The 12,053-nt window shown below is 52.0% G+C and carries 14 protein-coding genes; 3 read left to right on the forward strand and 11 right to left on the reverse strand.

Annotated features, from left to right (window positions below):
* Window positions 1-128 precede the first annotated feature (128 nt).
* The 6 genes from uhpC to ivbL all read right to left on the reverse strand — a co-directional run bounded on the left by uhpC (window position 129) and on the right by ivbL (window position 5,814).
* Window positions 129-1,448: an MFS transporter family glucose-6-phosphate receptor UhpC gene (uhpC, locus tag C3D30_RS15450; protein WP_010350496.1), complete on the reverse strand. Its 1,320-nt coding sequence runs from the start codon at window positions 1,446-1,448 to the stop codon at window positions 129-131.
* Between the two features lie 9 nt (window positions 1,449-1,457).
* The gene (gene uhpB / locus C3D30_RS15455) at window positions 1,458-2,966 is read right to left on the reverse strand and encodes a signal transduction histidine-protein kinase/phosphatase UhpB (RefSeq protein WP_010350494.1); all 1,509 of its coding nucleotides are present in this window, start codon (window positions 2,964-2,966) and stop codon (window positions 1,458-1,460) included.
* On the reverse strand, window positions 2,966-3,556 hold the full coding sequence (gene uhpA / locus C3D30_RS15460; protein ID WP_000633666.1) for a response regulator transcription factor UhpA: 591 nt from the start codon (window positions 3,554-3,556) through the stop codon (window positions 2,966-2,968). Before uhpA ends, uhpB begins: the two co-directional genes overlap by 1 nt.
* Window positions 3,557-3,628: 72 nt before the next feature.
* Window positions 3,629-3,919, reverse strand: a complete 291-nt coding sequence (ilvN, locus tag C3D30_RS15465) for an acetolactate synthase small subunit (protein WP_001181709.1) — start codon at window positions 3,917-3,919, stop codon at window positions 3,629-3,631.
* 3 nt (window positions 3,920-3,922) lie between these two features.
* Entirely contained in the window at window positions 3,923-5,611 is a 1,689-nt protein-coding gene (gene ilvB, locus C3D30_RS15470; RefSeq protein ID WP_000168415.1) for an acetolactate synthase large subunit, read from the reverse strand.
* Window positions 5,612-5,715: 104 nt separating this feature from the next.
* Window positions 5,716-5,814, reverse strand: coding sequence for an ilvB operon leader peptide IvbL (ivbL, locus tag C3D30_RS15475; RefSeq protein ID WP_016159932.1), 99 nt, complete (start codon window positions 5,812-5,814; stop codon window positions 5,716-5,718).
* Window positions 5,815-6,377: 563 nt separating this feature from the next.
* On the opposite strand from ivbL, the gene tisB reads away from it, so the two are divergent.
* Window positions 6,378-6,467, forward strand: a complete 90-nt coding sequence (gene tisB, locus C3D30_RS15495) for a type I toxin-antitoxin system toxin TisB (RefSeq protein WP_000060506.1) — start codon at window positions 6,378-6,380, stop codon at window positions 6,465-6,467.
* A gap of 282 nt (window positions 6,468-6,749) precedes the next feature.
* Complete coding sequence (emrD, locus tag C3D30_RS15505) at window positions 6,750-7,934, forward strand: multidrug efflux MFS transporter EmrD (RefSeq protein WP_021551668.1); 1,185 nt, start codon at window positions 6,750-6,752, stop codon at window positions 7,932-7,934.
* 6 nt (window positions 7,935-7,940) lie between these two features.
* Here the strand turns inward: emrD and C3D30_RS15510 are convergent, their stop codons facing one another.
* The 3 genes from C3D30_RS15510 to C3D30_RS15520 are packed head-to-tail and all read right to left on the reverse strand — an operon-like array spanning window position 7,941 to window position 9,134.
* Complete coding sequence (locus C3D30_RS15510; protein ID WP_105287096.1) at window positions 7,941-8,438, reverse strand: radical SAM protein; 498 nt, start codon at window positions 8,436-8,438, stop codon at window positions 7,941-7,943.
* Window positions 8,435-8,797 (reverse strand): DUF202 domain-containing protein, encoded by a 363-nt coding sequence (locus tag C3D30_RS15515; protein ID WP_001113439.1) that lies wholly within the window; start codon window positions 8,795-8,797, stop codon window positions 8,435-8,437. Before C3D30_RS15515 ends, C3D30_RS15510 begins: the two co-directional genes overlap by 4 nt.
* The gene (locus C3D30_RS15520; RefSeq protein ID WP_000703955.1) at window positions 8,787-9,134 is read right to left on the reverse strand and encodes a YidH family protein; all 348 of its coding nucleotides are present in this window, start codon (window positions 9,132-9,134) and stop codon (window positions 8,787-8,789) included. Before C3D30_RS15520 ends, C3D30_RS15515 begins: the two co-directional genes overlap by 11 nt.
* Before the next feature lie 107 nt (window positions 9,135-9,241).
* Here C3D30_RS15520 and yidI point away from each other — a divergent pair, with 107 nt between their 5' ends.
* Window positions 9,242-9,691 carry an inner membrane protein YidI gene (gene yidI, locus C3D30_RS15525; protein WP_000352014.1) on the forward strand — a complete coding sequence of 150 codons (450 nt, stop codon included), beginning with the start codon at window positions 9,242-9,244 and terminating at the stop codon, window positions 9,689-9,691.
* Between the two features lie 66 nt (window positions 9,692-9,757).
* Here the strand turns inward: yidI and C3D30_RS15530 are convergent, their stop codons facing one another.
* On the reverse strand, window positions 9,758-11,419 hold the full coding sequence (locus C3D30_RS15530; protein ID WP_105287114.1) for a putative transporter: 1,662 nt from the start codon (window positions 11,417-11,419) through the stop codon (window positions 9,758-9,760).
* Between the two features lie 195 nt (window positions 11,420-11,614).
* The gene (ibpB, locus tag C3D30_RS15535) at window positions 11,615-12,043 is read right to left on the reverse strand and encodes a small heat shock chaperone IbpB (protein WP_089583465.1); all 429 of its coding nucleotides are present in this window, start codon (window positions 12,041-12,043) and stop codon (window positions 11,615-11,617) included.
* Window positions 12,044-12,053 lie beyond the last annotated feature (10 nt).

Consider the following 12,053-nt stretch of genomic DNA (forward strand, 5'->3'; position numbering starts at 1 on the left):
ATTGGGGAAAGAATTAATGAATGATGGCATTGTAAAAATCAGCAGCCAATCAGGCCTGAGATAGTGTCCAGGCAAAACCTGGAAAATTTCTTAGTTTTGCCGGATATGAGGTAAAAAGGTGAGATGTATCACGCTTCGCGGGGTGCCTGAGCATTCAAAAAGGGCAGTAATAGCAAGGCCGAAATCCCGGCGGCAATAGAGATAACCACAAAAAAACCACTCCAGTGCCAGGTATCGAGCACTTTCGCCAGCGGCCAACCAGCAAGCGACGCCCCCAGGTAAGCAAACAAGCCGACAAACCCCGTCGCCGCCCCTGCCGCTTCTTTGTGGGAACACTCTGCCGCCGCCATACCGATTAACATCTGTGGGCCAAAAACAAAAAAACCAATGGTGAAGAAGCAAGTCGCCTGCATCACGTAGCTGGCAAAAGGCATCAGCCACAGCGAGCCGACTGAAAGCAAAATCCCGGCGGCGAAAATCAAATTCATCGGCCCACGATTACCATTAAATAGTTTGTCCGAACCCCAACCGGCAACCAGCGCACCGATAAATCCGCCCAGTTCAAACATCGTCACTGCTGTATTCGCCGTGACCAGATCGACGCCAAGCGTCTCGGACATGTACAAGTTGCCCCAGTCGTTGATCGCTGCGCGAACCACGTAGACCAGCACGTAGCAGAACGAAAGCAACCAGATATACGGATTCAGCAACACATATTTGGTGAGGATCTCTTTACGCGTCAGCCCTGCTCCTTCCTGCTGCTGGGCAACCTCCAGCGCGTCGTGCCGCCATTCGCCGACCGCCGGTAAACCTAATGCCTGCGGGCGATCGCGCAATCGCCAGCAGAGAAAAATCCCCACAACTATCGCCATACAGCCGGCAACCATCATCCCGATACGCCAACTGTAATGCAGCGCGACTGCCGCCATCACAATAGGGATTAACGCGCCGCCAACGTTGTGCGCCGTGTTCCATAACGCCCACCAACCGCCGCGCTCGGTACGTGAATACCAGGCGGTTAACAGCCGCGCACAAACTGGCGAACCCCAGCCCTGGAAAAAAGCGTTCAACACCCAGAGCACGGCAAACGCCCATAGCGAAGTGGAAAATCCAAACAGAATGTTGATGATGCCAGTCGCAATAAGCCCCATCCCCATAAAATAACGCGCATTTGAGCGGTCGCTGACAATGCCGGAAACAAACTTCGACAAGCCGTAGGTGATGTAAAACAGAGTTGCTAACAGGCCGATATCGCTACGACTTAGCACGCCAGTGGCGAGGATTTCCGGCATCGCGGCGTTAAAACTCTTACGCGTGAAATAAAACAGCGCATAGCCCAACCAGATTGTCAGCAAAATATGCCGACGCCAGTAGCGATAGCGGGCATCAATTTCACGTTTATCGCTTATCAGCGGCGCGTCGGCAGGCGCTTTCAGGAACTGCAACATCATCAAGCCTTACACATAACGTTGGGGTAGAGAGACACTGACGCGCGTGCCGTGCAGACAAGATATGGTCAAGGTGCCGCCCAACGCCGTTACGCGCTCGCGCATTCCGGTGAGACCAAAACCGTGTTGACCTGAATCTGGCGGCAAACCGCTACCATCGTCGTCAATCACCAGCATCAATCGCTCATCCTGCTGCCAGCCTTGCAGCGTGACCGCACTGGCATCGGCATGTTTCACAATATTGTTCAGCCCTTCCTGGCAGACTCGAAACAGCGTCACACGCTGGTTTTCACTTAATGCTGATTCATCTATCCGCCATTCGAGATGACTGACAATGCCGCGACCTTCCAGCTCCATTTCTCGCATCAGTGAACGGATAGCCTGCTCCAGGGTGAGATCATCCAACTGGCGCGGACGTAACCGCCCTAACAAGCGGCGCACCGCGTCGTAAACTCCCAGCGACAGTTGTTCGATTAACTGCCCGCTCTGCTTCACGCTGGCGTTATCTGCCGCCAGCCGCTGAACAATGCCCGCCTGAGTACGAATGGCAGTGATGGTCTGACCGATATCGTCGTGCAGTTCACGCGCCACATCGCGGCGCACGCTCTCTTCGGTTTCCAGCAAACGTTCGGCAAGATGCTGATTGCGTGCCAGCTCCTTCTGTAGCGACTGGTTAAGCTCACGCAGTCGCTGAATACCTGCACCAAGTAACAGCCCCGTCAAACTTTGCACCAGAAGCGAGAGCAATAAATCTACCGGATGATCGCGCCATGTCTGGCTGGCAATCAGCGCAATGGCATTCATCAACGTCGCAATCAGCGCCCCTTGCCAACCATAGTGCCAGGCCAGAGCGATAATCGGCAGCGCCAGGCAGAATGGCGTAAAACGCGACAGTTCGTTCGGCAACCCCAGTTGCAGCCAGAGGCTGATAACAAACAGCAGCAAGTACCAAATCAGATGCCGCCCACGCCAGTTTATCGGCTGAGAAACCAGCGACGGCCCCAGCGGCAGCCAGGTGTTATTCGCCAGGTAGTGCCAGAACACAAGGCAAACAGGAGCCAGCGTCAGGCCACCAGTTAAGGTTAATAACAGCGCGTTCCACGATTCGTTACCATACCCGTGCCAAAGCCAGGGCAGCGACTGTAACAACGCTGCCGCCGTCAACGCAGCCCCCTGTAACAACAATGTGCGCCAGTCACGCTGATGGCGAAAGCGGGAAATCAACGCCACGGGCAGTAACGTCAATAAACTACCGATCATCAATAACGGAAAATGCGTTAACCCGACAGCCTGCGTCAGCCAGTAAATCAGCAGCCATTCCGCGCCCAGCAACACGGGCCAGTATCCGCGCGGGCATTGCAACATCAGCCCCAGTCGCAGACCAAACGGAAACAGCAATACCGCCAGATCCGGTCGTTCAACCAGATGCAGGCTAATACTCCACAGGCAAAACCATGCTGCAGAGAAGATAAAAAAGCAGGAAATTACAGTATTTAAGCGGGAGAAAAATGTCTTCATCACCAGCCATCAAACATGCGGCGAGCCAGTTCAACATCGTTACTGACGCCCAGTTTGTCCATCAGATTAGCGCGATGTACGTGCACAGTTTTCGGCGACAAGCCCAGTTCAGCGGCAATCTCTTTCACCGCCATCCCTTGCGCCAGCTTTTCCGCCACCTGACGTTCGCGTTTGGTCAGCGGATCCTGGCGACCGGATGCCAGTTTAATGGCGATATCTGGCGTCAGATAACAGCCGCCCGTGGCAACGGTATGCACCGCAGCGATCAGTTCGTCCGGGCTACAGCGTTTGGAGAGAAAGCCGCGTGCGCCCGCATTGAGCGCCTGTTCAACCAGCGCCGGACTGTCATGAACGGAGAGCATAATCGTCGCCATACCTTTTGGAAGCTGGCTTAATAACTCCAGTCCGGAAATATCCGGCATGGAGATGTCGCAAATACACACCTGCACACCGCGCCCTGGCAACCCGGCCAGCGCCTCGCGCCCCGAACCAAACTCGGCAACTACCTGCAAATCAGGTTCCAGCCCCAGCAACTGCGCAAAGCCGGAGCGGACGATAAGGTGATCGTCTATAAGGGCAACGGTTATCATGGTCTTGTCCTGGCGGGTAAAAAAACGCGCTTACCTTAACGATAAGCGCGCCGCTGTTCAAGCCTTGAGCGGTTACTGAAAGAACACAGCAATCTTGTTAAACATGGTCGGGTCGGACTGATTACGCTGCACTTTTACCACATCTTCCAGTTTGTCGATCTGGCTTATCATCTGCTCCAGCCGCTGATCATCATTCACCAGTAGCCAGATATGGCTTTTGTCGCTGTCCTGAACAGGCAGACAGAGAATGCCTTCAACGTTAAAGGCGCGGCGGGCAAAAAGCCCACAAACATGCGTCATTACACCAGGATGGTTGCGAACGGTGAGTTCCAGAATCACGTTGTCATGAGTTGTATTTTGCATGGTTTATTCCCCCACCATTTCAGTATTCGCCGCACCTGGCGGCACCATCGGGTAAACTTTTTCTTCCGCATCAATCCGTACATGAATCAGTGCCGGACCAGGGCGATTAATAATTTCTTGCAACGCGGCCTGCGGATCGGCTTCATTATTCAAATCACACGTTTCGAGGCCGAATCCGGCGGCAATCTGCATAAAATTGATTTTGCCCGGATAGGTAGCGGCAAAAACACCCTGCTTGTAGAACAGACTTTGTTGCTGATGCACCAGCCCCAGAGCTTCGTTGTTCATCAGAATGATTTTGACATCAAGCTGGTTTTCGCTGGCGGTGGCCATCTCCTGAATATTCATCATCAGACTGCCGTCACCGGAAAAACACAACACTTTGCGATCAGGGTTCGCCAGCGCCGCGCCAATCGCCGCAGGCAGACCAAAGCCCATCGTTCCCAGCCCGCCAGAGGTCAGCCACTGACGTGGACGATTGAGCGGATAGGCCTGCGCCGTCCACATCTGATGTTGACCAACATCGGTGGTAATAATCGCGTTGTCATCCACGCAGGCGGCAACGGCATTAATCAGGCCGTAATGTGTTAAGGGATCGCACGCTTTTGGAATTGGACACGGGTATTCGCGCTGTAAATCAGCCACCAGTTGATGCCACTCTTCTCGCGGCTGGGCTTCCACCTGCGGGATCAGTTGCGCCAGCACGTCATCGACATCCGCCTGAATCGCTACATGCGGTTGCTTCACTTTACCCAGCTCTGCGCGGTCGATATCCACATGGATGATTTTGGCGTTCGGACAGAACTCCTCGGTTTTGCCAATCGCCCGGTCATCAAAACGTGCTCCGAGAACAATCAGCAGATCCGCCTCCTGCAAGATATAGTTGGTGCTGCGCACGCCGTGCATCCCCAGCATACCCAGCGACAGTGGATGCGCTTTTGGCAACATGCCCAGCGCCATTAAGGTCATAGTGGTGGGCAATTGCGCTTTCTCTGCCAGTTCACGCACCCGCTCAGGTGCGTTGATCACACCGCCGCCCAGATAAAGTATCGGACGTTTGGCAGCGTTAATCATCGCTGCCGCATCACAAATACTCTCTTCGCTAAAGGCGGGTGCGGCGGCTTTTTCTGCCATAGCCGGCTGTTCTTCAATCTCAAAAACCGCTGTTTGCACATCCTTAGGAATGTCTATCCACACCGGGCCAGGACGGCCTGATTGCGCAATGCGGAAGGCATCGCTCATGACCTGCGGGAGTTCTTCGATATGCCTGACCAGATAGTTATGTTTGGTGATGGGGATAGAGATGCCGTAGGTATCGACTTCCTGGAAGGCGTCGGTGCCAATCATCGAGGCCGGAACCTGACCGGTGATGCAAATCAGCGGGATGGAGTCCAGCCGCGCATCGGCAATGGCGGTCACCAGGTTAGTCGCCCCCGGCCCACTACAGGCCATGCAAACCGCTGGTTTGCCGTCGGTACGCGCCATCCCCTGGGCGATAAATCCCGCGCCCTGTTCGTGACGAGCCAGAATATGGCGGATTTGCGTGCTTTGGCTTAAGGCGTCATAGACAGGGAGAATCGAGCCGCCCGGTATCCCCGTCACAATCTTAATGCCCTGCTGCTCCAGAAAATGAACGATAAATTCTGCGCCGGTAAAACGCTTGCGTGTCGATGTTATGCCCGAACTTGCCATGCTCCAGTCCTTTTCTTTTGAGCCGACTTTCCGGGGGTGCTTAAACGAAAAACCCCGCCCGGTTTGCGCCGGCGGGGTTTTGGAATCGTGTGTTGTTCCAGTCCCTACGGCGCATTGCCGACGACCACCACCACACGCACGACGACCACTGCGGCGGATGGCGCAGTTGGTAGTAGTTTTGCGTTGAGCATGGAAATAGTCATTGGGGACCTTGTTGGTTTTGTGTTTAACAATATTTATACAAGCACAGGTTTACAGGGGAGACAATGGAAAATTTTTCATCAAGGGAAAATTGAGGGATTGATCACGTTTTGTACTGAAATCGCAGGTAACAAAAAACCCCGCCGGAGCGAGGTTTCGTCAGCCGCTTGCAGCTGGTAACCGCAAAGCACACTGTATTATGTCAACACTGAAAGTATACGCATTCTATGAAGAACGCGCAATTTCGGCACGAATTTTGACTTATTTAGCGCATAGTTGAGTATCGATCACAGTTTGCGTTTTGTCTAAAAATTACTGTTTATTTATACAGTGCAATTCTATAATATCACTGTACGCAATGTGTTATGCGGGGCCGCATCGTTACCCGGCGCACTAAGTCCTGGCTGAAACGGGTGGTGCCGTCAGCGCCTTAACCCCGCGTGAGCACACTGTGTTATGTCAACAGCACAACGTTTCTCCTTGAGATACCGCGTGCACAACAGCCGACCACAGGCAGCGGAAAGGTACGTCGGCTGGTAGTGCTCCTGAACCACAGGAGACGCGTATGAGCCTGGTGGATATCGCCATTCTTATCCTCAAACTCATTGTTGCAGCACTGCAACTGCTTGATGCTGTTCTGAAATATCTTAAGTAATTCAGATTCAAGCCGCACTAAAGGGGAGCGGGAAACCGCTCCCCTTTCATATTCTGCTTGCAAATGAGTGGCGGATGCGATGCTGGCGGATGTGGCGTTAAGGTTTTATCCCTATTCCGGCAACATTTATTGCCGCTTTTGTTTATATATTCTGCCGTTTTTCTTATTACTATTCCTCATATATATCTGGCTAACATTTATCAATGTGATAGATTTCTCTCCCGCATTTATTCGAATGCGTAGTAACTTATTCTAAATATATTTTTATAAGCGTCTGTGATAATGAAAAGGCATAGAAACGTCAATTTATTATTGATGTTGGTATTACTCGTGGCCGTCGGTCAGATGGCGCAAACTATTTATATTCCTGCTATTGCCGATATGGCGCGCGATCTCAACGTCCGTGAAGGGGCGGTGCAGAGCGTAATGGGCGCTTATCTGCTGACCTACGGTGTCTCACAACTATTTTATGGCCCAATTTCCGACAGGGTTGGTCGTCGGCCGGTGATCCTCGTCGGAATGTCCATTTTTATGTTAGCGACGCTGGTTGCGGTCACCACCTCCAGCCTGACGGTATTGATTACTGCCAGCGCAATGCAGGGGATGGGAACCGGTGTCGGTGGTGTGATGGCGCGTACATTGCCGCGTGATTTGTATGAACGGACACAGCTACGCCACGCTAATAGCATGTTAAATATGGGTATTCTGGTCAGCCCTTTGCTCGCACCATTAATTGGCGGCCTACTGGATACCATGTGGAACTGGCGAGCCTGCTACCTGTTTTTACTGGTGCTTTGTGCTGGTGTGACCTTCAGTATGGCGCGCTGGATGCCAGAAACGCGCCCTGTCGATGCACCGCGTACGCGTCTGCTCACCAGCTACAAAACGCTCTTTGGAAATGGCGGTTTTAACTGCTATTTACTGATGCTGATTGGCGGTCTGGCAGGGATTGCCGCCTTCGAAGCCTGTTCTGGGGTGCTGATGGGCGCAGTATTAGGACTGAGCAGTATGACGGTCAGTATTTTGTTTATTCTGCCAATTCCGGCGGCATTTTTCGGTGCATGGTTTGCCGGACGCCCAAATAAGCGGTTCTCTTCGTTGATGTGGCAGTCCGTTATCTGTTGCCTGCTGGCAGGACTGATGATGTGGCTCCCCAGCTGGTTTGGCGTGATGAATGTCTGGACGCTGCTCGTTCCCGCAGCATTGTTCTTTTTCGGTGCCGGGATGCTATTTCCGCTGGCAACCAGCGGCGCGATGGAGCCTTTCCCCTTCCTGGCGGGCACGGCTGGCGCACTGGTCGGTGGTCTGCAAAACATTGGTTCCGGCGTGCTGGCGTCGCTCTCCGCGATGTTGCCGCAAACCGGTCAGGGCAGCCTGGGGTTATTGATGACCTTAATGGGATTGTTGATCGTGCTGTGTTGGCTGCCGCTGGCGACGCGGATGTCGCAGCAGGGACAGCCCGTTTAACTCACCTCACCACAGCATCGTCATCAACTCCACTGGAGAACGATGCTGCTTTATCAAGTCGCGCATTACCCGCATGTGCGGCGCGGAGTGGGAATAAAAAGCCTGATAGCCAGCACAAAGTACCTTGCCCGACTGACCATCCCTGGCATGAGGGCACAGGAGATACCAGTCACACTCCTGACAGCCCCGCCGTGGTTGTTGGCTGTCGTTCCCGCACCATTTTTGCAGCGTGGCATCAAAAAGCTCGATTGATATACGACTGATATCTGTCCGCACCCAACACTCGAACAGGGCGATTAAAAATTGTCCCCATAACTCGGTTGTCACCGACGCTGCCGTCAGCTCGCCCCGGTCATCAAATTCTATATGGGGAATGAGTTGCACGGCGCGGATGCCCCTCTGTTTGAAATTCTGATAAAAATCACCTGGTTGTAATGCATCTTTATACTCTACAACCAGTTTATGCCTGTCCTCTTTAGCATTTATAACCTGACTTCCTGTCATGTGATTCTCTCAATTAATACGATAAGTTGGTGTATATGCGTAACAGCAAACAGTATTGCGAGAGATAACACCGCGAGGGAGATCATAAATTTGTCACGGATTACGCAAATTTGGGAAAAATCGCTATTAGCCACATCCATTAAATTACGATTTCGTGTATAGCGCCAGAGGATTAGTGCCACAAAGGCGAGGATGCCAATAGAAATCCAGAACAATATGCCTGACTGATGCCAATTGTGTTTGATGGCCAGCGCCATCAACGCGCCATAGCCCAACATGGTGCGAAACCATGCCAGCGATGTGCGTTCCGGCTGAAGACCTGGATCGGCAATCCTTCTGGCTTTGCGGCTATCCGGCATACAAAACCAGTCCCATAACGATCACCGCCACGATCATCAATATTAAGCTGATGATTAATAAGCTGTTAGTGTAGGGTAAATCTTCTTTCAGACGCATCGCTTTTTCATTGCGTAACCAGCGCAGGTAACCATACATTGCCAGTCCGCCAGAAAATAAGCATAGCAATAACGCCAGCAGCTCGCGAATGACTGGCGTGGCGAAATCCGGCGCAAGCTGATCCAGCCCCACACCTGCTGCCAGAAACCCTAATGCAGTACGGATCCACGCCAAAAATGTACGCTCATTAGCCAACGAGAAGCGGTAATCGGGTGCTTCACCGAGCCGGGATATTTTCATTGTGGCTCCTTTGCAATTTCACAATAGCGGTGTTTTATCCGTCTATTTTTAGGAATTTCGGTCGATGTTTTCTTGATATGCTTTGCCATCCGCTACAAGGAGGTCAGATGGATATCTTAGCGCAAAATAAAATCAGTTCACTGGGTATGCTGTTCGGTGCCATCGCTTTAATGATGGGCATTATCCACTTTTCCTTCGGCCCTTTTTCCGCACCGCCGCCAACGCTTGAAAGCATCGTGGCGGACAAAACGGCTGAAATTAAAAGAGGTCTTCTCGCTGGAATAAAAGGTGAAAAAATTACGACAGTGGAGAAAAAAGAGACGCCTGATATCGATAAAATCCTCGATCAAGGCGGCATCGCACTGGCCATTGCCGCGCTACTTTGCGCATTTGTTGGCGGTATGCGTAAGGAAAATCGCTGGGGCATTCGCGGCGCTCTGGTTTTTGGCGGCGGGACGCTGGCTTTCCATACCTTGCTTTTTGGTATCGGCATCATCTGCGGTCTTCTGCTGATATTCCTGATCTTTTCCTTCCTGACCGGCGGTTCACTGGTTTAAGCGGCTCGGTGGTGTTCTGAAATGCCGGGTGGTGTGCCGTTTACGGCAACTCCACCCGCAAAAGAATTAACCGATACTCCAGAAAAGCACCGCAAGTAACTGTGGTGTGATAATGCGCAGGAACATGACTAACGGATACACCGTGGCGTAAGAGAGTGCCGCCGCACCGCTGGTAGGATGAAGATTATTGGCAAACGCCAGCGCCGGAGGATCGGTCATAGAACCAGCCAACATCCCGCACATGGTCAGGTAATTCATTTTGGCTAACATCCGCGCCAGAATGCCGACTGTAATCAGCGGAATTGCGGTGATCAGGGCACCATAACCAATCCAGCTTAGCCCCTCGCCATTGACCAGGGTATCGACAAAATTCCCACCGGATTTCAGACCCACTACCGAGAGGAACAGTACGATCCCCAGCTCCCGCAGCGCGAGGTTGGCGCTTGGTGGCATAAACCAGTAAAGCTTGCCGATACTGCCGATACGCCCAAGGATCAACGCCATAATCAGCGGCCCCCCCGCCAGCCCCAGCTTCAATGCCGCCGGGAATCCAGGCACAAACACGGGAATGGAGCCTAACAACACGCCAAGACCGATACCAATAAACACCGGTAACATTTGAACCTGTTGCAGTTTTTGCTGCGCATTACCTAATACATTGGCAACGGCATCAATAGCAGAAGGCCGCCCCACCAGGTTGAGGATATCGCCAAATTGCAGGCTAATATCGCCACTGGCGACCAGTTCAACCCCGGCACGGTTCAGGCGCGAGATAACAACGTCATAGCGTTCTTTAAAGTGCAGGTCGCGAATACGTTTACCGAGCACATTTTCATTGGTGACCACCACGCGTTCGACGCACAAATCGGTGCCTTTCGTTGATAGCGAAGTATCCACCTCCTGACCAATCACCAGTTGTGCATTATGCAAATCCGCAGGCTGTCCCACCAGATGCAGCAAATCGCCAAGTTGAATAACGGTCTCTGGCGAAGGCACTTTTAGGGTTTCTTCTCGTTTCAATCGTGAGCAGATAACTTTATCGCCATTAAGAATCGGCACATCTTTAATGGCTAAATTATGCAAATTAGGGTTCTCAACACGGATGTTAATCGTCCTGATTAGCGCACCGCCGTTGGTTCGCGTGGACTCGTGCTGCTGGGCCTCAGTCTCAACATTGACGCGGAAAATAACTCGCAGCATCCACATGGTGAACAAAATCCCACAAATGCCGAATGGATACGCCATCGCGTAACTCATCCCCATCTGATCGACCATCTCCATCGGTGTGCCGAGATCGCGTAAGATTTGCTGACCTGCCCCCAATGCTGGCGTATTGGTGACCGCGCCAGAGAAAATCCCCAGCACCACAGGCAGTGGAATATCGAAAAGTTTATGCAGGATAGCGGTAACCAGACCGCCGATAATGACTATCAGAACAGCAAACAAGTTGAGGCGTAACCCGGAGACGCGCAATGAGGCAAAGAAGCCCGGCCCCACCTGAATCCCGATGGTATAAACAAACAGGATCAGGCCAAATTCCTGGATAACATGCAGCATATCGCTACTTAATGTCATCCCAGCCTGAGAAACGAAATGGCCGACGATGATCCCACCAAACAGCACGCCGCCAATGCCTAATCCTATGCCGCGAAACTTGACGTTGCCGATAAACAAACCGACAACCGCCACCAAAGCCAGAATACTGACTGTTAATGCTATATCACTCATCGTCCATTTCTCTTGAAATAACATTTTAATTACCAGGGATTATGGCTGAATCGGTGAAGCAGATTTGCCTTATGGCGCACATTATCACGGGAAAGAGAGTGCCGGAACATCTTAACCTGGCGAAAATTAATACAGAGTTGGAGATGGTAGATAAAAAAAGCCCCACCAGACTGGCGGGGCAAAAAGAATAGCTAATTAGCTATTTAACGCGGGACGTTCGCTGATAGCGATACGCTGCGCTGCGATGGGTTCAGGCTCATTACGAATTAAATCAATATGCAGCAAACCATTAACGAAGGTTGCGCCAGAGACTTCCATATTTTCAGCCAGCGTAAAACTCAGACTAAATGGCTGATTCATAAGCCCTTGATGCAACCATTTTTTCTCTTCTTTTGGCAGCTCAGGCGTGCCTTTTACGCTCAGGCGCGTACCTTCCAGTTGAATCTCTAAATCTTCCTGACGGAAACCAGCCAACGCCAGAGTAATGCGGTAGTGGTTATCGTCGCTTTTCTCAATGTTGTACGGCGGGAAGCTCTGGCTTTCACCGGCGTTTTGCAATGCGTTGGCCAGTTTGTCAAAACCGATCCATTGACGCATCAGTGGGGATAAATCGAAGTTACGCATAGTCATTTCT

Source organism: Escherichia sp. MOD1-EC5433, assembly GCF_002966005.1.
GTDB classification, from domain to species: Bacteria; Pseudomonadota; Gammaproteobacteria; order Enterobacterales; family Enterobacteriaceae; genus Escherichia; species Escherichia ruysiae.

Bases quoted from the DNA above. Each gene is read 5' to 3' on its own strand.
- uhpC (WP_010350496.1), bottom strand. From the start codon at position 1,448: ATGTTGCAGTTCCTGAAAGCGCCTGCCGACGCGCCGCTGATAAGCGAT.
- uhpB (WP_010350494.1), bottom strand. From the start codon at position 2,966: ATGAAGACATTTTTCTCCCGCTTAAATACTGTAATTTCCTGCTTTTTT.
- uhpA (WP_000633666.1), bottom strand. From the start codon at position 3,556: ATGATAACCGTTGCCCTTATAGACGATCACCTTATCGTCCGCTCCGGC.
- ilvN (WP_001181709.1), bottom strand. From the start codon at position 3,919: ATGCAAAATACAACTCATGACAACGTGATTCTGGAACTCACCGTTCGC.
- ilvB (WP_000168415.1), bottom strand. From the start codon at position 5,611: ATGGCAAGTTCGGGCATAACATCGACACGCAAGCGTTTTACCGGCGCA.
- ivbL (WP_016159932.1), bottom strand. From the start codon at position 5,814: ATGACTATTTCCATGCTCAACGCAAAACTACTACCAACTGCGCCATCC.
- tisB (WP_000060506.1), top strand. From the start codon at position 6,378: ATGAGCCTGGTGGATATCGCCATTCTTATCCTCAAACTCATTGTTGCA.
- emrD (WP_021551668.1), top strand. From the start codon at position 6,750: ATGAAAAGGCATAGAAACGTCAATTTATTATTGATGTTGGTATTACTC.
- C3D30_RS15510 (WP_105287096.1), bottom strand. From the start codon at position 8,438: ATGACAGGAAGTCAGGTTATAAATGCTAAAGAGGACAGGCATAAACTG.
- C3D30_RS15515 (WP_001113439.1), bottom strand. From the start codon at position 8,797: ATGCCGGATAGCCGCAAAGCCAGAAGGATTGCCGATCCAGGTCTTCAG.
- C3D30_RS15520 (WP_000703955.1), bottom strand. From the start codon at position 9,134: ATGAAAATATCCCGGCTCGGTGAAGCACCCGATTACCGCTTCTCGTTG.
- yidI (WP_000352014.1), top strand. From the start codon at position 9,242: ATGGATATCTTAGCGCAAAATAAAATCAGTTCACTGGGTATGCTGTTC.
- C3D30_RS15530 (WP_105287114.1), bottom strand. From the start codon at position 11,419: ATGAGTGATATAGCATTAACAGTCAGTATTCTGGCTTTGGTGGCGGTT.
- ibpB (WP_089583465.1), bottom strand. From the start codon at position 12,043: ATGCGTAACTTCGATTTATCCCCACTGATGCGTCAATGGATCGGTTTT.